At 50.1% G+C, this 18758-nt stretch carries 17 protein-coding genes and 6 tRNA genes; 14 read left to right on the top strand and 9 right to left on the bottom strand.

The window, feature by feature from the left end; genetic code table 11:
- Positions 1 to 129: 129 nt before the first annotated feature.
- Positions 130 to 891: a sulfate transporter CysZ gene (gene cysZ, locus OGY72_RS07250; protein ID WP_003834927.1), complete on the bottom strand. Its 762-nt coding sequence runs from the start codon at positions 889 to 891 to the stop codon at positions 130 to 132.
- A gap of 230 nt (positions 892 to 1121) precedes the next feature.
- On the opposite strand from cysZ, the gene zipA reads away from it, so the two are divergent.
- From zipA to OGY72_RS07265, 3 genes are all read left to right on the top strand, one after another.
- A complete protein-coding gene (gene zipA / locus OGY72_RS07255) occupies positions 1122 to 2135 on the top strand; it encodes a cell division protein ZipA (RefSeq protein WP_003834924.1) in 1014 nt (337 codons plus the stop codon).
- 71 nt (positions 2136 to 2206) lie between these two features.
- Positions 2207 to 4222 carry an NAD-dependent DNA ligase LigA gene (gene ligA, locus OGY72_RS07260; protein WP_060683464.1) on the top strand — a complete coding sequence of 672 codons (2016 nt, stop codon included), beginning with the start codon at positions 2207 to 2209 and terminating at the stop codon, positions 4220 to 4222.
- 1 nt (position 4223) lies between these two features.
- Positions 4224 to 4442 (top strand): DUF3820 family protein, encoded by a 219-nt coding sequence (locus tag OGY72_RS07265; RefSeq protein ID WP_003038102.1) that lies wholly within the window; start codon positions 4224 to 4226, stop codon positions 4440 to 4442.
- Here OGY72_RS07265 and OGY72_RS07270 read toward each other — a convergent pair.
- Positions 4439 to 5437, bottom strand: coding sequence for a bile acid:sodium symporter family protein (locus OGY72_RS07270; protein ID WP_003834916.1), 999 nt, complete (start codon positions 5435 to 5437; stop codon positions 4439 to 4441). The two genes, OGY72_RS07265 and OGY72_RS07270, sit on opposite strands and share 4 nt — an antisense overlap.
- Before the next feature lie 89 nt (positions 5438 to 5526).
- On the opposite strand from OGY72_RS07270, the gene OGY72_RS07275 reads away from it, so the two are divergent.
- The 7 genes from OGY72_RS07275 (at position 5527) to OGY72_RS07305 (ending at position 12400) form a co-directional block, all read left to right on the top strand.
- Positions 5527 to 6453, top strand: a complete 927-nt coding sequence (locus OGY72_RS07275; protein ID WP_003834913.1) for a LysR family transcriptional regulator — start codon at positions 5527 to 5529, stop codon at positions 6451 to 6453.
- A 427-nt stretch (positions 6454 to 6880) separates the two neighbouring features.
- Positions 6881 to 7972 (top strand): YVTN family beta-propeller repeat protein, encoded by a 1092-nt coding sequence (locus OGY72_RS07280; RefSeq protein ID WP_003834910.1) that lies wholly within the window; start codon positions 6881 to 6883, stop codon positions 7970 to 7972.
- A gap of 77 nt (positions 7973 to 8049) precedes the next feature.
- Positions 8050 to 8445, top strand: coding sequence for a DUF302 domain-containing protein (locus tag OGY72_RS07285; protein ID WP_003834908.1), 396 nt, complete (start codon positions 8050 to 8052; stop codon positions 8443 to 8445).
- A 230-nt stretch (positions 8446 to 8675) separates the two neighbouring features.
- Positions 8676 to 8945, top strand: coding sequence for a YdgH/BhsA/McbA-like domain containing protein (locus OGY72_RS07290; protein ID WP_008785396.1), 270 nt, complete (start codon positions 8676 to 8678; stop codon positions 8943 to 8945).
- Positions 8946 to 9270: 325 nt separating this feature from the next.
- The gene (gene xapA, locus OGY72_RS07295) at positions 9271 to 10104 is read left to right on the top strand and encodes a xanthosine phosphorylase (RefSeq protein ID WP_003834904.1); all 834 of its coding nucleotides are present in this window, start codon (positions 9271 to 9273) and stop codon (positions 10102 to 10104) included.
- A 56-nt stretch (positions 10105 to 10160) separates the two neighbouring features.
- On the top strand, positions 10161 to 11417 hold the full coding sequence (locus OGY72_RS07300) for a nucleoside permease (RefSeq protein ID WP_286547494.1): 1257 nt from the start codon (positions 10161 to 10163) through the stop codon (positions 11415 to 11417).
- Positions 11418 to 11515: 98 nt separating this feature from the next.
- Positions 11516 to 12400 (top strand): LysR family transcriptional regulator, encoded by an 885-nt coding sequence (locus tag OGY72_RS07305; RefSeq protein WP_126317606.1) that lies wholly within the window; start codon positions 11516 to 11518, stop codon positions 12398 to 12400.
- Positions 12401 to 12550: 150 nt separating this feature from the next.
- On the opposite strand, the gene OGY72_RS07310 is transcribed toward OGY72_RS07305, so the two are convergent.
- From OGY72_RS07310 to OGY72_RS07325, 4 genes are all read right to left on the bottom strand, one after another.
- A tRNA-Lys gene (locus OGY72_RS07310) sits at positions 12551 to 12626 on the bottom strand.
- A 4-nt stretch (positions 12627 to 12630) separates the two neighbouring features.
- Positions 12631 to 12706, bottom strand: a tRNA-Val gene (locus OGY72_RS07315).
- Between the two features lie 46 nt (positions 12707 to 12752).
- Positions 12753 to 12828, bottom strand: a tRNA-Val gene (locus tag OGY72_RS07320).
- Between the two features lie 46 nt (positions 12829 to 12874).
- Positions 12875 to 12950 (bottom strand) — tRNA-Val (locus OGY72_RS07325).
- Positions 12951 to 13208: 258 nt separating this feature from the next.
- On the opposite strand from OGY72_RS07325, the gene gltX reads away from it, so the two are divergent.
- Positions 13209 to 14624: a glutamate--tRNA ligase gene (gene gltX / locus OGY72_RS07330; RefSeq protein WP_003834898.1), complete on the top strand. Its 1416-nt coding sequence runs from the start codon at positions 13209 to 13211 to the stop codon at positions 14622 to 14624.
- 56 nt (positions 14625 to 14680) lie between these two features.
- On the opposite strand, the gene OGY72_RS07335 is transcribed toward gltX, so the two are convergent.
- Positions 14681 to 15073, bottom strand: coding sequence for a MerR family transcriptional regulator (locus OGY72_RS07335; RefSeq protein ID WP_148361680.1), 393 nt, complete (start codon positions 15071 to 15073; stop codon positions 14681 to 14683).
- Between the two features lies 1 nt (position 15074).
- On the bottom strand, positions 15075 to 15437 hold the full coding sequence (locus OGY72_RS07340; RefSeq protein ID WP_003028277.1) for a YfeC-like transcriptional regulator: 363 nt from the start codon (positions 15435 to 15437) through the stop codon (positions 15075 to 15077).
- Between the two features lie 221 nt (positions 15438 to 15658).
- Between OGY72_RS07340 and OGY72_RS07345 the strand changes: the two genes are divergently transcribed.
- From OGY72_RS07345 to OGY72_RS07355, 3 genes are all read left to right on the top strand, one after another.
- Positions 15659 to 15734, top strand: a tRNA-Ala gene (locus OGY72_RS07345).
- Positions 15735 to 15776: 42 nt separating this feature from the next.
- Positions 15777 to 15852: transfer RNA gene (locus OGY72_RS07350), tRNA-Ala, on the top strand.
- Between the two features lie 165 nt (positions 15853 to 16017).
- Positions 16018 to 17375, top strand: a protein-coding gene (locus OGY72_RS07355; RefSeq protein WP_286547496.1) for an IS3 family transposase whose coding sequence is annotated in 2 segments (ribosomal slippage) — positions 16018 to 16480 and positions 16480 to 17375 — 1359 coding nt in all. Because the reading frame shifts where the segments join, the coding sequence is not laid out codon by codon here.
- Between the two features lie 73 nt (positions 17376 to 17448).
- Here OGY72_RS07355 and nupC read toward each other — a convergent pair.
- A complete protein-coding gene (gene nupC / locus OGY72_RS07360; RefSeq protein WP_003834893.1) occupies positions 17449 to 18651 on the bottom strand; it encodes a nucleoside permease NupC in 1203 nt (400 codons plus the stop codon).
- Positions 18652 to 18758: the final 107 nt, after the last annotated feature.

Below are 18758 nucleotides of genomic sequence, written 5' to 3' on the forward strand. Positions count from 1 at the left end.
CTTCAGCATACCTGTTGAGAAAGTATGGGGAAGTAAGGAATTCGTATATCTATATGCCACCAGGAAATAATGCGTTGCAGTATGGAATAAGAGCGGGCATAAGCCAGCCTGCTTTTACACATTTTTGCATTACTTCCATAACGCGTGCTTAGCACGATAGCAGTCTACCCACATCGCCGTGGCACCACAAACCGCAACTGGCATGATGAACAGATTGAGCACCGGAATCATGGTGAACAGGCTGGTCAATGCGCCAAATTGCATATTGGTGACCTTGCGTGTGCGCAGCGCGACGCGCATCTCCTTAAAAGGCACCTTATGGTTATCAAACGGATAATCGCAGTACTGAATGGCCAGCATCCACGCGCTGAACAGGAACCACAGCACCGGGGCTACGGTCTGACCAATACCCGGAATGAAATAGAGGATCAGCAACACGACGGCGCGCGGGAGATACCACGCCAACTTTTGCCATTCACGTTTCATAATACGGGGAACATCTTTCATGATGCCGAGAACGCCGGTGTCAGGCGGTGTTGCGCCCGTTAAGCGCGCTTCCAGTTGTTCAGCCAGCAGACCGTTAAACGGCGCTGCAATCCAGTTGGCTATGGTGGAAAACAGGTAGCCGAACACCAGTAGTACGGAGATAGTGACAATCGGCCACAGCAAGTAGCTGAGCCACTGAAGCCAGTCAGGGACGTGACTCATCAGCGCGGGGATCCAGCTATCGAGTTGTGTGAATAGCCACCAGAATGCGCCGCCCATCAGCAGGATATTCACCAGCAAAGGCAGGATGACAAAGCGACGAATGCCCGGTAGGGTGATGAGCTTCCATCCCTGTGAAAAGTAATAAAGGCCGCTGCGAGGTACGACTGCAGATGATGAAACCATGGTCAGGACATACTCCTTGTTATATAAGCTCTGGTAAACTTTGCGTATCTTACCGGGTTGTTGAGCGTTAAGCTGTTCAGAAATGTTCGAAAAAACAGCAAAAAGCACAATTTTGTTCATCTTTATGCCGTGAAAGCCAAGAGTGCACTTGCACTTGGCGTAATCGACAAATACTCTTAGTGAGTAAATGTTTGCCGTGGTGGCAAGGTGTTAGAACAACAGAGAATATAATGATGCAGGATTTGCGTCTGATATTAATCATTGTTGGCGCGATCGCCATAATCGCTTTACTGGTACATGGTTTTTGGACTAGCCGTAAAGAGCGGTCTTCTATATTCCGCGATCGCCCACTGAAACGCATGAAGTCTAAACGTGAAGACGAGGATTCGTTCGACGACAACGTCGAGGAAGACGAAGGCGTGGGCGAAGTTCGCGTTCATCGTGTGAATCATGCTCCCGGTAACGCGCAGGAACATGGTGTTCCTCCTCAGTCGCCGCAACACCAGTACCAGCCGCCTTATGCGTCTGCTCAGCCGCGTCAACCCGCGCCGCAGCCTGCACAAGCGCCGGTACCGCCGCCGCATGCTCAGCAGCAGCCGCAGCCTGTACAACCGCAGCAGCCGGTGCAGCATCAGCCTGTTCAGCAACAACCTGCGCAGCAGCCGATGCAGCATCAGCCCGTTGCTCCGCAGGTTCAGCAGCCCGTGCAGCAAGCACCGCAACCTGCGCCGCAGGCTTTCCAGCCCGCAGAGCCTGCCGTTGAACATCAACCTCAGCCTGAGCCGGTAGTTGAAGAAGCGCCTGTTGCTGAAAAACCGCAGCGTAAAGAAGCGGTCATTATTATGAACGTTGCGGCGCATCACGGTAGTGAGCTCAACGGTGAAGTGCTGCTCAACAGCATTCAGCAAGCCGGTTTTAAATTTGGCGACATGAATATTTTCCATCGTCATTTGAGTCCGGATGGCAGCGGTCCTTCGCTGTTCAGCCTTGCCAATATGGTTAACCCAGGAACGTTTGACCCCGAAATGACGGGTGATTTCAGCACCCCTGGCGTGACTATTTTTATGCAGGTTCCGTCCTACGGTGACGAGCTGCAAAACTTTAAGCTGATGCTGCAGTCCGCACAGCACATTGCCGATGAAGTGGGTGGTGTGGTGCTCGACGATCAACGTCGTATGATGACGCCGCAGAAACTGCGCGAGTATCAGGACCGCATCCGCGAAGTTAAAGAATCTCACGCCTGATTCTCCTCTGGCGTGACATATCCTTGCTAAACCCCCGCCTGTCGGGGGTTTTTTATCATTGATGGTGCGATATGGAATCAATCGAACAACAACTGACAGAACTGCGAACCACGCTTCGCCATCATGAGTATCTCTACCATGTGATGGATGCGCCGGAAATTCCCGATGCGGAATACGATCGCCTGATGCGTGAACTGCGCGAGCTGGAAGCGCAGCATCCGGAACTTATCACCCCCGACTCGCCAACCCAGCGCGTAGGCGCCGCCCCGTTAGCAGCGTTCAGCCAGATTCGCCATGAAGTGCCAATGCTGTCGCTGGATAACGTGTTTGATGAAGAGAGTTTTCTCGCCTTCAACAAGCGCGTGCAGGACAGACTGAAGAGTACGGACAAACTAACCTGGTGCTGCGAACTGAAGCTGGACGGGCTGGCGGTCAGTATCCTGTATGAAAACGGTGTGCTGGTCAGTGCCGCAACGCGTGGTGATGGTACTACGGGTGAGGATATTACCTCGAACGTGCGCACCATTCGTGCGATCCCGTTAAAACTGCGTGGCGATAACATTCCGACGCGTCTGGAAGTGCGCGGTGAAGTGTTCCTGCCGCAGGCCGGGTTTGAAAAAATTAACGAAGAGGCCCGCCGTACTGGCAACAAAGTGTTTGCTAACCCGCGTAACGCGGCGGCCGGGTCATTGCGCCAGCTCGATCCGCGTATCACAGCGAAGCGACCGCTTACTTTCTTCTGCTATGGCGTCGGTGTGCTGGAAGGTGGTGTGCTGCCTGATACCCACCTGGGCCGTCTGCTGCAATTTAAAGAGTGGGGATTGCCGGTGAGCGACAGAGTTACGCTTTGCGACTCTCCGGAGGAAGTACTTGCTTACTATCACAAGGTTGAAGAAGACCGACCGACGCTGGGATTCGATATCGATGGTGTGGTGATCAAAGTCAACTCCATGGTATTGCAAGAGCAACTGGGTTTTGTTGCCCGCGCGCCGCGCTGGGCGGTGGCCTTTAAGTTCCCGGCGCAAGAGCAGATGACCTTCGTACGTGATGTTGAGTTTCAGGTTGGACGCACCGGGGCGATTACGCCTGTCGCTCGCCTTGAGCCAGTTCAGGTTGCCGGGGTGTTGGTCAGTAACGCCACCTTGCACAATGCGGATGAAATTGAGCGTCTTGGTTTGCGTATTGGCGATAAAGTCGTCATTCGCCGTGCGGGCGATGTCATCCCGCAGGTAGTGAACGTCGTGCTTTCCGAACGCCCGGACGATACGCGTGAAATTGAGTTTCCCACCCACTGTCCGGTATGCAACTCTGACGTTGAGCGTGTGGAAGGCGAAGCGGTCACACGCTGTACCGGTGGTTTAATCTGCGGAGCGCAGCGTAAGGAATCGCTGAAACACTTCGTTTCCCGCCGCGCGCTGGACGTTGACGGCATGGGCGACAAAATTATCGATCAACTGGTCGAGAAAGAGTATGTCCACACGCCAGCGGATCTCTTCACACTGACCGCAGGCAAGCTGACCGGTCTTGATCGTATGGGGCCGAAATCGGCACAAAACGTGGTGAATGCGCTGGAAAAAGCGAAAGAAACAACGTTTGCCCGTTTCCTCTACGCGCTGGGTATTCGCGAAGTCGGCGAAGCTACGGCGGCTGGTCTGGCGGCACATTTTGGCACCCTTGAGGCGCTGGAAGCGGCCTCTATTGAAGAGCTACAAAAAGTGCCGGATGTCGGCATTGTGGTAGCGACCCACGTGTTTAATTTCTTTGCCGAAGAGAGTAACCGCGAGGTGATCGTCCAACTGCTGGCGCAGGGTATCCATTGGCCTGCGCCGGTGGTCATCAACGCTGAAGAAATCGACAGCCCCTTCGCGGGTAAAACGGTGGTGCTGACCGGGAGTCTGAGCCTGATGTCACGCGATGACGCCAAAGCGCGACTGACTGAGTTGGGTGCAAAAGTGGCCGGTAGCGTATCGAAGAAAACCGACCTGGTGATTGCCGGTGAAGCGGCGGGTTCGAAGCTGGCAAAAGCGCAGGAACTGGGTATTGCCGTGATCGATGAAGCTGAAATGATCCGCTTACTGGGTGCCTGAGATGGAAAAAGAGCAGCTGGTTGAAATCGCCAATACCGTGATGCCCTTTGGCAAATATAAAGGGCGTCGGCTGATTGATGTACCGGAAGAGTATCTGCTGTGGTTTGCCCGTAAGGATGAATTCCCGCCGGGCAAGCTCGGCGAGCTGATGCAAATCACGCTGCTGATTAAAACTGAAGGGCTGACGCAACTGGTGCAGCCCCTGAAACGCCCGCTCTAAGCCTTTGCGGCGCGGCTTTTCTGCTGCGCCTGCAATGCGTCCGTTTGTTGCTTGTAGCGACGTGCCAGCACGGCACACACCATCAGCTGAATTTGATGGAAGATCATCAACGGCAGCACCATCATTCCTATCACTGACGTCGGGAACAGAATATTTGCCATTGGGATCCCATTTGCCAGGCTCTTTTTCGATCCGCAAAAGACAATGGTGATCTCATCGGCTTTGTTGAAGCCGCATTTACGCGCAACAAAGACGTTGATGCCAATCACGATTGCCAGCAATACGATGCTGACCACCACGATAAACAGCAGCGAGCCAATCCCCACTTTGTGCCAGATCCCGTTAACCACGGCTTCACTGAAGGCGGAGTACACCACCAGCAAGATGGAGGATTGGTCCGTTTTGGCGATCCATTTTTTATGTCGGGACACCCAATTACCAATCCACGGACGTGAAAGATGTCCCAGTACGAACGGCAGCAGCAGTTGCAGCATGATTTTCCCCACCTGCTCCAGACTGCCTTCTGCGCCGTGCATATTCATTACCAGGCCAACCAGCAACGGCGAGAGAAAAATACCCAGCAGGCTGGAGGCCGAAGCGGAACACACGGCAGCGGCAACGTTACCCCCTGCCAGCGACGTAAAAGCGATTGCCGACTGCACCGTGGCCGGCAAAATACACAGGTACAGGAAACCGGTGTACAGCATCGGGTCAACATTAACCGGCGCCCACCAGGCGAACAGAACACCCAGTACCGGGAAAACAACAAACGTGCTGCACATCACCCATAGATGCAAACGCCAGTGACTACCGCCAGCAATAATGGCTTCACGCGAAAGCTTCGCCCCGTGCATAAAAAACAACAGGGCAATGGCAGCGGTGGTTAAGCCTTCAAAGAAAGGCACAAAGCCACCCTTGGCCGGGAAAAAGGACGCCAGTAATACGACCGTAATCAACGTTATCGTGAACGGATCAAGGATACGAAAAAGTTTCATAAAAGCTCCTGAAATTCGGTAGGAACATTTTGCGTTTTTCTGTTTGAGAAATAAAATTGATTTATTGCATCCATATATGAATCGAATAAATGAATTACTCCCTGCGTCAGCTGCGTATCTTTGTTACCGTCGCTCAGGCCAAAAGCTTTAGCCGGGCGGGGGATATCATTGGCTTAAGCCAGTCTGCGGTCAGCCACAGCGTTAAAGAGCTGGAAGGGCAGACGGGTGTGCGGTTGTTAGATAGAACAACGCGGGAAGTGGTGCTGACGGAAGCCGGGCACCAGTTGGCGGCTCGGCTGGAACGTATTCTGGATGAACTGCACAGCACGCTGCGTGAAGCAGGCCAGGTGGGAACGCAGTTAACCGGAACGGTGCGCGTTGCCGCCAGCCAGACAATATCAGCTCACCTTATTCCACAGTGTATTGCCCAGAGTAATCAGCTTTATCCAGCAATCGATTTTGTGCTGCACGATCGTCCGCAACAGTGGGTGCTGGAAAGTATTCGTCAGGGCGAGGTGGATTTTGGCATTGTGATAGATCCAGGTGCTGTGACCGATCTACAGTGTGAAGCGGTGTTATCCGAACCGTTCCTGCTGTTGTGTCGAGAGGATCATCCGCTAGCCCAACGCGAATGGGTAAATTGGCAGGATTTATATCATGAGCGCTTGGTATTACAGGATTACGCTTCCGGCAGTCGACCGTTGATCGATGCGGCACTGGCCCACTTTTCCATTGAGGCCAATATCGTTCAGGAGATAGGTCACCCTGCCACACTGTTCCCGATGGTTGAGGCGGGGATTGGTATCAGCGTGCTGCCTGCGCTGGCGCTTCCTCTGCCACAAGGCAGCCATTTGCAGGTTAAACGCCTGACGCCGGTTGTGGAACGACAATTGATGCTGGCACGACGTAAAAATCGTTCTTTATCGACTGCGGCCCAGGCGCTGTGGGACGTGGTGCGGATGCAGGCCAGTGAATTAACCGCCGGTCGGGCACGGGATCCTTTGTACCAGCTTTAACGATATGGCTGGTGTTTGTCATGTCGTTAGGTTTGGCTTTCAGTATCGATGAACTGATCGTTAACTTTGATATTTTACCCGGCACCGGACTACCTCTTTATATTTATAAATTCTCCTGCGATATTCTTAGACAATTGCTCAGCTTGCGGATTTTTAAGGCTATTTTAAATTATTACTTTTTTTCTTGACCTTCCACTTGCTGGAAGGTTGATACTCTTTATACGCAAGTACGGATAGCAGTATCTAATACAATGATGTATAGCGATTGATTAATGAAATGACTAAGCAATTCATACAGTAACTCGTTATAGGTAGAATTAACACGATCCCGATGGAGTAATATTAGTGATATGTTAAATAATCCTACAATAGCTGGTTACTGAAACTAATCCGGTAAATATATTTAACTAATGGGATATTGGCGGCGATGATAAGCAAAAATAAAATTTTAATTGCAATGCAAATTAGTATGCTGGCATGGTCTGGTTATACGTTTGCAGCAGACAGAGTGTATGTAGCAAATGAAGGTGCAGATTCAGTTAATGTACTTGATGCTGCGTCTTTAAAGACTGTAGATAAAGTACATGTTGGTAAAATGCCGCATAACGTTCAGGTGTCACCAGACAATAAAACAGTTTGGGTAACCAACCTTGGTGCTAACGGGACACATTCATCAGGCTCTGAACATATGGATATGAGCAAAGATGCTCATTCTGAGAAAATGGACATGGGCAAAGATTCTCATGCTGGCAAAAAGGAACATGGAGAAGTTTGGGTTATTAATGCCGAAAATGATACGGTTATTGCAAAACTTCCGGTTGGCGCACACCCTGCGCATGTTGTCGTCACCCCTGATGGGAAAATGGCGTATATCTCAAATAGTGCAGATAACACCATCAGCGTGATTGATGCAGAACATTTGAAAAATTTAACGACAATTAATGTAGGTAAATTCCCTCATGGCCTCAGAGTGAGTCCTGACGGTAAAGAAGTTTATATCGCGAATATGAAAGGGGGCTCGGTATCCGTTGTTGATACAGCTAGTAATAAAGAAGTCGCGCAGATCCCATTAGGTAAAATGCCAGCCCAGGTAGGTTTCTCACCGGACGGAAAACTGGTGTTTGTTTCCCTGTCTGGTGAAGATGCTGTAGCGGTGATTGATACAGCAACGCGTAAAGTTGTGAAGAAAATTAATGTCGGTACCGTACCAATCCAGCTGTTTGGCACTCCGGATGGTAAAAGCATGCTGGTAACCAATCAGGGCTCGAAGAGCAAGCCGGGTAACACAATAAACATGATTGATATCGCAAGCCTTACGGTAGCGAAAACCATCACCACTGGCGATGGGGCCCATGGCGTGGTTGTCGATAAAAATGGCAAATATGCTTACGTAACTAACTCATTTGCAAACTCTGTTTCGATGATTGATATTAATGAGCGTAAGGTAGTGAACACGCTTCCGGTAGACAACAACCCAAATGGTATCAGCTGGGGCTCTGTCGAAGTGACGCCTAAATAACTGTGCTAGCATTTATCAATACCCGTCATTCGCTGGCGGGTATTTTCATGAATATTCTATAAATAAAGGAACGACAGATGAGAAAGCCGGAGCGGACAAAAACGCTGCCTAGTAAGTTCAATTTTGATGATACTGTAAACAGACTCGTCAGCGTATTGAATGCTAAAAATATTCGTATTTTTGTGCAGGTTGATCAACAGCAAGCGGCAACGGATGTAGGTCTTGCTCTGCGACCGACGATGTTATTTCTGTTTGGTAACCCAAAGGGTGGTACTCCTGCCATGCAAGCGAATCCTCATGCGGCAATAGAGTTACCCCTACGGGTGGTTATTTGGCAGGATGACAATGGTGATACCCATATAGATTATCAGGATGCAAGTACTGTTCTGGAGTTTGATTATGGTGTTGCACATAATATTGTTGCTCCAGTTAGCATTTTGGCAACTCTTCTTAACGAAGTGGCCGGTAATTAATTGCAAATAGCACTAAATTCCTCGCGGATATTTAGTGTTATTTTTCTGCGTTTATTATGAAAGTATTTAACCCGCTATAATAAACCTATTGAACAATACATATGATGTTCATTACTCTTCAATGTTTGTCGATTCGTCTATTTTATAAATTGAAGGGTTTTTGTTTGCAATATTATGTGAAAAGTATATCTTGACGCTCAAATATTAATATGTAAATTATGAGGATAGTTATGAAAAAGACATTAGTCACATCATTGGCCGCTTCTTTGTGTTTTCTCAGTCTGTCTGCCTTTGCTGCTACAGAAATCTCGCAACAAGAAGCCAATAGTTTAAAGCATGTCAAGTCAATCACCGTAACGGAAAATACGGTGAATCAATGTATGCACAAAATTTCGAAAATGGCAGATAAAGAAGGTGCTGATTTCTTTGTCATTAAGAACTTCTCTTCTATAGGCAATGGTTCTCAGGCTGTAGTGACCAGCGAACTCTATAAAAAGTAAACAGCAGTTTCCCCCGTTTTGATTATTGATTAGCGAAAGTGCGTTGTTATACCTGCTTTCGCTTATTAATAATCAACAAATATTTGTCAGTCATTCTCAGGGCGGGCTTTGTCAGCCCACTCGTCTGACGAATTCCAGATATGTTGGTACTCCTTGCCATTTCTGGCAGAAAAAAAATGTGAGTTCAGGCTGATTTAGCACATGCCATCTATACCGATTTACTATCGGTAATCGGGGTAAACGGTATTGGTAATCGATTGCGTAGTCTCGCTATAACAATGCGGTACGCTACGTTATTTCGATTACTCAGTATTAAGGACATCTCATGAGCCACTCTCTTTTCTCGCAAAATCCCTGGTATAGCGCTGATATCATTCGTGGTTACAAACCGGATTTTACGCCGCGCGTAGCCTTTATCCTCGGCTCCGGCCTGGGGGCGTTGGCGGATCAAATTGAGGATGCGGTGGCCATCTCTTACGAGAAACTCCCGGGGTTCCCGGTGAGTACCGTACACGGTCATGCTGGTGAACTGGTATTGGGAAATCTGGCGGGAATTCCGGTGGCCTGTATGAAAGGACGTGGACATTTCTATGAAGGTCGCGGTATGACGGTGATGACGGATGCCATTCGTACGCTGAAGCTGCTGGGATGTGAGCTGCTGTTTTGCACCAATGCCGCAGGCTCTTTGCGTCCCGAAGTCGGACCGGGTAGCCTCGTGGCGCTTAGCGATCACATCAATACGATGCCGGGTACGCCGATGGTAGGGCCAAACGATGAGCGTTTTGGTGAGCGATTCTTTTCATTGGCGAATGCCTATGATGCTGACTACCGTGCGGTCCTGCAAACTGTTGCCGCTGAGGAAGGATTCTCGCTGAGTGAAGGGGTTTTTGTCTCTTATCCGGGGCCGAACTTTGAAACCGCGGCAGAAATCCGCATGATGCAAATTATCGGTGGCGACGTGGTGGGGATGTCGGTGGTGCCTGAAGTTATCTCTGCGCGCCACTGCGGTTTGAAAGTGGTTGCGGTGGCGGCCATCACCAACCTGGCGGAAGGTCTGGGTGATGTTAAATTATCTCACGCGCAGACGCTGGCTGCGGCGGAACTCTCCCGGCAGAATTTCATCAATTTGATCTGCGGATTCTTGCGCAAACTGGCCTGAATAACTAAAAAATGACCCCGCTTGCGGGGTCTTACTTTATGGCAAGGAACGGAAAAATGGGTATCGCATCTCGCTTAAAGCTCATGTCGTTTTTGCAATATTTCATCTGGGGAAGCTGGTTGGTAACCCTGGGTTCCTACATGATTAATACCCTGGATTTTACCGGTGCGAACGTCGGTATGATTTACAGTTCGAAAGGGCTGGCGGCGATTATCATGCCGGGCATTATGGGCATCATTGCCGATAAATGGCTACGCGCCGAGCGCGCCTATATGCTTTGTCATCTTGTATGTGCGGGCGTGTTGCTATATGCCACAACCGTTACCGATCCGCAGACCATGTTTTGGGTGATGCTGGTTAACGCAATGGCGTATATGCCGACGATTGCGTTATCGAATAGCGTCTCATACTCGTGTCTGGCACAATCGGGTCAGGATCCGGTCACCGCGTTCCCGCCAATTCGTGTGTTTGGCACCATAGGGTTTATTGTGGCGATGTGGACAGTCAGTTTGAAGGGACTGGAGCTGAGCAGCGCGCAGTTGTATATCGCTTCAGGCGCATCGTTGCTGCTGGCTCTGTATGCGCTTACGTTGCCGAAAATCCCGGTTGCTGAGAAGAAAGCAAACACCACGCTTGCCAGCAAGCTCGGTCTGGACGCCTTTGTCCTATTTAAAAAACCGCAGATGGCAATCTTCTTTTTGTTTGCGATGATGCTGGGGGCGGTGTTGCAAATCACCAACGTCTTTGGCAATCCGTTCCTGCATGATTTTGCCCGTAACCCGGAATTTGCCGACAGCTTTGTGGTGAAGTATCCCTCCATATTGCTTTCCGTTTCACAGATGGCGGAGGTGGGCTTTATTCTCACTATTCCGTACTTCCTTAAACGCTTTGGCATAAAAACGGTGATGCTGATGAGCATGCTGGCATGGACGCTGCGCTTTGGCTTCTTTGCCTTTGGCGATCCGTCGCCGTTTGGTTTTGTGCTGCTGCTGATGTCGATGATCGTCTACGGCTGTGCGTTTGATTTCTTCAATATCTCGGGATCGGTATTTGTCGAGCAGGAGGTTAGCTCTAACATTCGCGCCAGCGCGCAAGGGCTGTTTATGACGATGGTAAACGGCGTTGGCGCGTGGGTGGGATCAATCCTGAGTGGTATGGCGGTAGACTATTTTTCTGTCGATGGCGTCAAGGATTGGCAAACTATCTGGCTGGTGTTTGCCGCGTATGCGCTGGCTCTGGCGGTTATCTTTGCATTGTTCTTCAAGTACAAGCATGAGCCTGAACGACTGGCACAGAAATCACCGGCACATTAACACTCCATTGGCGGCGGGATCTGATACCCGCCGTTTCATTTTCTGCGAGGCAATGTGGTAACTTTGCGCATTATCCTTATTTCAGGAGCGCATTATCCATGGAACGCACGCACCGCATCGATCTGAAGTTACTGCGTTATTTTCTTGCTGTCGCAGAAGAACTGCATTTTGGACGTGCTGCTGCTCGCCTGAATATGTCGCAACCGCCGCTCAGTACCCATATTAAAGAGCTGGAGCAACAGCTCGGCACTTTGCTATTTATCCGTCATTCCCGCAGCGTGGCGTTAACTCACGCGGGAAAGATATTGATGGAAGAGTCGCGCCGACTGTTATCCAGTGCCAATCAGGCGCTGGCGAGAGTGGAGCAAATTGGTCGTGGTGAGGCAGGGCGAATTGAGCTTGGCGTTATCGGTACAGCGATGTGGGGAAAAATGCGTCCGGTGATGCGGCGTTTTATGAAGGATAATCCCAATGTTGAGGTGCTGTTTCGCGAGAACATGCCCGCGATGCAGATGACGATGCTGGAACGGCGTGAACTGGATGCGGGAATTTGGCGGATGGCTACGGAGCTTTCTCCCGGTTTTACCAGTTTGCGTTTGCATGAGTCCTCTTTTCTGGTTGCCATGCCGGAAGAACATCCTCTTACTGCCTGTGAGTCCATACCGCTGGAGGCGTTGAGAAATGAATATTTTGTCACAATGCCTTCCATTCATACTGACTGGGCATTTTTGCAGCGAGTTTGCCTGAGTGCTGGATTTTCCCCGATGATTATTCGTGAGGTGAGGGAGCCGCAAACGGTGCTGGCGATGATCAGCATGGGGATTGGTATTACGTTAATTGCTGACAGCTATGCGCAGATGAATTGGCCTGGCGTGGTATTTCGACCGTTAGAGGAACGTATTCCGGCGGATTTGTATATTGTGTATGACCAACAGCAGGCGACACCCGCGCTGGGGAAACTGGTAGCGGCATTGACGATGTGATGTCTGTGCCGGATGGCGACTAACGTCTTATCCGGCCTGCGTGTGTCAGGGGCGTCTGTAGGCCTGATAAGCGCAGCGCATCAGGCAAGCAGGTTGGGATCTTATAAATCGCAGATAGCAAAAAGGCGCCTTTAGGGCGCCTTTTTACATTGGTGGGTCGTGCAGGATTCGAACCTGCGACCAATTGATTAAAAGTCAACTGCTCTACCAACTGAGCTAACGACCCGAAGTGGTGGGTGATGACGGGATCGAACCGCCGACCCCCTCCTTGTAAGGGAGGTGCTCTCCCAGCTGAGCTAATCACCCACTTCGGTACTTCAATTTTTTGTAAGAAATCCAGCTGGCGAGAAAGTGGTGGGTGATGACGGGATCGAACCGCCGACCCCCTCCTTGTAAGGGAGGTGCTCTCCCAGCTGAGCTAATCACCCACTTCTCAATTTCTTACTCTACACGGCGGAGACTACATAAAGTAGTTGGTGGGTGATGACGGGTTCGAACCGCCGACCCCCTCCTTGTAAGGGAGGTGCTCTCCCAGCTGAGCTAATCACCCCCGCTGTGTGGAGTCGCATTATAGGGAGAGTTGAAAATGAGTCAACGCATTTTCTAAAGAATTTGTTCGTTCGTCGTAAATTTAAACAAAACGATCGCAAATCAATCCATGCAGCATGATTTGTATACGAAAATGGCAAAGCGTGATGTTCCAACCTGAACAACATTGAGGAATCAGACCACAGTGATAGAATACGAGCCTGATAATCTTCCCAGGATTTGCCGGTTGTCGGCATCTTTATAAACGTAAGGCCATTTCATGAAAATCAAAACTCGCTTCGCGCCAAGCCCGACAGGTTACCTGCACGTCGGTGGTGCGCGTACTGCTCTATATTCCTGGCTTTTTGCACGTAACCATGACGGTGAGTTTGTGCTGCGTATTGAAGACACCGATCTCGAACGCTCCACTCCGGAAGCTATTGAAGCCATTATGGATGGCATGAATTGGCTGAATCTGGAATGGGATGAAGGTCCGTACTTCCAGACCAAACGTTTTGATCGCTACAACGCCGTGATTGATGAGATGCTGGAAGCCGGTACCGCGTATAAATGCTATTGCTCCAAAGAGCGTCTGGACGCACTGCGCGAAGAGCAGATGGCAAACGGTGAGAAGCCACGTTACGACGGTCGCTGCCGCCACGGCCATGAGCATCATGCTGCTGATGAACCCTGCGTGGTGCGTTTTGCCAACCCGCAGGATGGATCCGTTATTTTTGACGACCAGATCCGTGGGCCGATCGAATTCAGCAACCAGGAGCTGGACGATCTGATCATCCGCCGTACTGACGGTTCCCCGACCTACAACTTCTGTGTTGTTGTCGACGACTGGGATATGGAAATCACTCACGTTATTCGTGGTGAAGACCATATCAACAACACTCCGCGTCAGATCAACATCCTGAAAGCGCTGAATGCGCCGGTGCCGGTTTATGCACACGTGTCGATGATCAACGGCGACGACGGTAAAAAACTCTCTAAACGTCACGGTGCGGTCAGCGTTATGCAGTATCGCGACGACGGTTACCTGCCGGAAGCGCTGCTGAACTATCTGGTGCGTCTGGGCTGGTCCAGCGGCGATCAGGAAATCTTCACCCGTGAAGAGATGATCAAACTGTTCTCCCTTAGTGCGGTGAGCAAGTCTGCCAGTGCGTTCAACACCGAAAAACTGCAGTGGCTGAACCATCACTACATTAATTCGCTGGCACCAGAATATGTGGCAACGCATCTGCAATGGCACATTGAGCAGGAAAATATCGATACTCGCGTCGGTCCGCAGCTGTCTGAGCTGGTTAAACTGCTGGGTGAGCGCTGCAAAACGCTGAAAGAGATGGCGCAGAGCTGCCGCTACTTCTACGAAGACTTTGCTGAGTTCGACGCGGATGCAGCTAAGAAACACCTGCGTCCGGTAGCGCGTCAGCCGCTGGAAGTGGTTCGCGATAAGCTGGCTGCTATCAGCGAGTGGACGGCAGAAAACGTGCACCACGCGATTCAGGCAACCGCTGATGAGCTGGAAGTGGGTATGGGTAAAGTTGGGATGCCGCTGCGCGTAGCCGTAACCGGCGCGGGTCAGTCTCCGGCGTTAGACGTCACGGTGCATGCGATTGGTAAATCACGCAGCATTGAGCGTATTAATAAAGCGCTGGCGTTTATTGCTGAGCGTGAAAGCCAGCAGTAAGATCGGTTGAGCGATGAAACAACGGCAGGAGCGCATCCTGCCGTTTTTTTTGCCTGTTATTCAGACTCATCAATACCCAGACGGGTAAGGAAAGTGCGAATACCTTCGCGCGAAATATACATAGCCAGCTTTTCTTGTTCCGTTGGGGACATGTTGTCCAGTGCGCTAATTATCTGGCGACAGGCGTGGCTACGCACCACGTGGTTGTATTCTGCCAGCGGTTCCTCAGCCTGATAAATGTCAGGGACTTTGCGAAAAGCCGGAATATTGAGCAGAAACGTGCGGACGCTGGAGTCGATGTGAATCAGCCTTGCACGACCCCCTTTAACGCCGGGAAACTTTTCGGTGGTCCAGTTTTGTTCTCTGATCCAACGATTGACGGTTTGTTTGGCAACCCCGAGACAGTCCGCCAGTTCTTCGGTCGTCATTTTGCTGCGTAATTTTTTCATATTATTTGTTGTCGCGGATCCCTAAGCGTTGTAATAAACCCGTAATGCCTTCACGCAGGATCAGTGACGTAAACATTTTCTGTTCTGACGGAGTCATCTCTTTGGCGAGCCTAATCAGTAGAGCTTCGATAGAGGTATCGCCGGATAACGATAAATTATCTGATAAACCTTCGGCTGAACGCTCAGCACTGCGAATGTATTCACGAACTTGTTCGGTGACGTGAACCAGACGCGCTTTACCGCCCTGTACGCCTGGCTTTGGTGATGTAGCCCAACCCTCCTTGCGCACCCATTTATTGATGGTCTGTCGGCTGTATCCGGTCAGATTAGCAAGTTCTTCTGGCGTCATCCGTTCCTTGAACATAACGATTCCCTGAATAGTCGTGGGGTTAATTAGTGGCTCATTTTATAGCACCATTTTAGTAGAAACCGTGACGCGTTTAACTACTGAATGCGAGTTGTTACGCAATGTTCTTCATTTGACTGCTTTTTCAGCGATTGAATTCTATGAGTTAATTTTGCCGTTGACACACGCGAAGGGAATTCATATGATGCCGCCCGTCAACTCGACAAGCTTTACGTAATGGGGCTATAGCTCAGCTGGGAGAGCGCTTGCATGGCATGCAAGAGGTCAGCGGTTCGATCCCGCTTAGCTCCACCAAATTTAATCCCAATAAATTTGGTTCGTACGTAATAGCATCGTGGGGCTATAGCTCAGCTGGGAGAGCGCTTGCATGGCATGCAAGAGGTCAGCGGTTCGATCCCGCTTAGCTCCACCAAAATTTAAACCCTCGCTGAAAAGCGGGGGTTTTTTTGTTTCTGTTTCCTACCTGTTCTTATCCTGTATCTCTTCGGTTTGCTGAATAGCAGGCATAAAAAAACCGGGGAGAAGATGAACTGCACCCAAAAAGTTGGACACCCAACGAAGTAAGGTGCAGTTTTTTATGAGCAAGTATTCTCTCAGCTTCAAGCTTGAGGTTGTGCAGCACTATCTTTCCGGGCTGGAAGGACAGGAGGCGACTGCAAAACGTTTTGGTATCGATCACAGTGCCGTTCGTAAATGGTCTGCTGCCTGGAAGCTCCATGGCGAAGCCGGGCTTACAACCCGGCATTTCACCTATTCTCCTGCTTTTAAAGAGTCCGTTATCCTGCATATGCTTGAACACCAGCTGTCTGTTCGCGAAGTCTGTGCAAAATTCACTATCCCTGCCTTTTCCACTGTTAGTCAGTGGGAACGACTGTATGATGAAGGGGGATTAGAAGCCCTTACAGACAGTCGACGCAGGAAAAAAACGATGCCAGAACGCCCTGAGAATCACCCCGTCCCTCCTTTGCAGACCCCTCTTGCTCCGGATGAACGTGAGGAACTTGAACAACTGCGTGCTGAAGTGGCATATCTAAAAAAGCTGCAGGCCTTACTCAGGGAAAGAAGCACGTCAGGACGCGGGATAAAGCGCAGGTCGTGAATGAGTTAAGGCTGAAGTTCCCTCTTGCACGCTTGTTAAAAGCTGCAGGGCTGGCAAGAAGCACGTTCTACTGGCAACTGGCCAACGGTAAAAAACCAGACAAATATGCCGATGATAAGCAGCATATTTTAACGCTGTTCCATAAACATAAAGGACGGTATGGATACAGGCGAATCACGCTGGCTGGCCGCCGGGAAGGAAGCTTACTGAACCATAAAACGGTTCAGAGGTTAATGAAGGTGTTAGATTTAACCTGTTGTATCAGAAGGAAGAAATATAACTCTTACAAAGGCCGGCATGGGAAAGTTGCGGGTAATGTACTGAACCGGCAGTTCAGTGTGGATAAACCCAACCAGAAGTGGGTAACAGATGTCACGGAATTTAAAGTAAGCGGAGAAAAGCTGTATCTGTCCCCGGTTCTGGATCTGTATAACGGAGAAATAGTAGCGTATCAGATGGAGTCCCGTCCTCTTCTGTCGATGGTGGATAACATGCTGTCGAAGGCTATATCTGTACTGGGCAAAAACGAATACCCGCTGCTCCACTCAGATCAGGGCTGGCAATATCAGATGGCGCATTATCAGAACCGGCTAAAGGAGGCGGGTCTAAAACAGAGCATGTCAAGAAAGGGAAACTGTCATGACAATGCAGTGATGGAGAGCTTCTTCGGCACACTGAAATCTGAGTGTTTTTACCTCACGGAACACAAGAATATCAGCGAGTTGCGCATGGCTATCGATGACTACATCCACTATTACAACCATGAAAGAATAAAACAGAAACTGAAAGGCCTGAGTCCGGTAGAGTACCGAACCCAGGCCCAGATAACCGCTTAAAATAAACTGTCCAACATTATGGGGTCAGTTCAAAGAATCTCCCCGGTCTTATCAATACGACGTTGTCTTACGCTTACAGCACCAGTGCGGCGATAGATGCAGACAGTACGCTCACCAGCGTAGAGCCGTACACCAGCTTCAGACCGAAGCGGGAAACCACGTTACCTTGCTCTTCGTTCAGACCTTTAATCGCACCGGCGATAATACCGATGGAAGAGAAGTTAGCGAAGGAGACCAGGAACACGGACAGGATACCTTCTGCACGCGGAGAGAGCGTGGCGGCAATTTTCTGCAGATCCATCATCGCAACGAATTCGTTGGAAACCAGTTTGGTTGCCATGATACTGCCCACCTGCAGCGCTTCGCTGGACGGCACACCCATTACCCATGCAACAGGGTAGAAGATGTAGCCCAGGATGCCCTGGAAGGAGATGCTGTAGCCAAACCAGCCGGTCACGGTGGCGAACAGGGCGTTCAGGGCCGCGATCAGCGCGATGAAGCCAATCAGCATAGCTGCAACGATAATTGCCACTTTGAAACCTGCCAGGATGTATTCACCCAGCATTTCGAAGAAGCTCTGGCCTTCGTGCAGGTTAGACATCTGGATGTTTTCTTCGCTGGCATCAACGGTGTACGGGTTGATCAGCGACAGCACGATAAAGGTGCTGAACATATTCAGAACCAGCGCCGCAACCACGTACTTCGGCTCCAGCATGGTCATGTACGCGCCGACGATAGACATGGAAACGGTCGACATCGCCGTTGCAGCCATGGTGTACATACGGTTGCGAGACATTTTGCCGAGAATATCTTTATAGGCGATAAAGTTCTCGGACTGACCCAGGATCAGGGAGCTGACGGCGTTGAAGGATTCCAGCTTGCCCATACCGTTCACTTTGGATAACAGGAAACCAATCGCGCGGATGATAACCGGCAGAACGCGGATATGCTGCAAAATACCGATAAGAGCGGAAATGAAGACGATTGGGCACAGCACTTTCAGGAAGAAGAATGCCAGGCCTTTGTCGTTCATGCTGCCGAAGACAAAGTTTGTCCCTTCATTAGCGAATCCGAGGAGTTTTTCAAACATCTCGGAGAAGCCTCTCACGAAGCCCAGACCGACATCAGAGTTCAGGAAGAACCATGCCAGTAACACTTCAATAACAAGCAATTGAATAACATAACGAATGCGGATTTTTTTACGGTCACTGCTTACCAGCAGTGCGAGTACCGCAACCACGGCAAGGGCCAGGACGAAATGAAGAACGCGGTCCATATTTGCTCCAAATATGAGGCAGGTTTAGTTTTCGTGCACATTCTATGTAACAACCATAAAGAAAACGAGATCAAACACACACTATAATAAGGACCTGTGACGAGATT

It is taken from the genome of Citrobacter sp. Cpo221, assembly GCF_030332345.1.
GTDB classification, from domain to species: domain Bacteria; phylum Pseudomonadota; class Gammaproteobacteria; order Enterobacterales; family Enterobacteriaceae; genus Citrobacter; species Citrobacter portucalensis.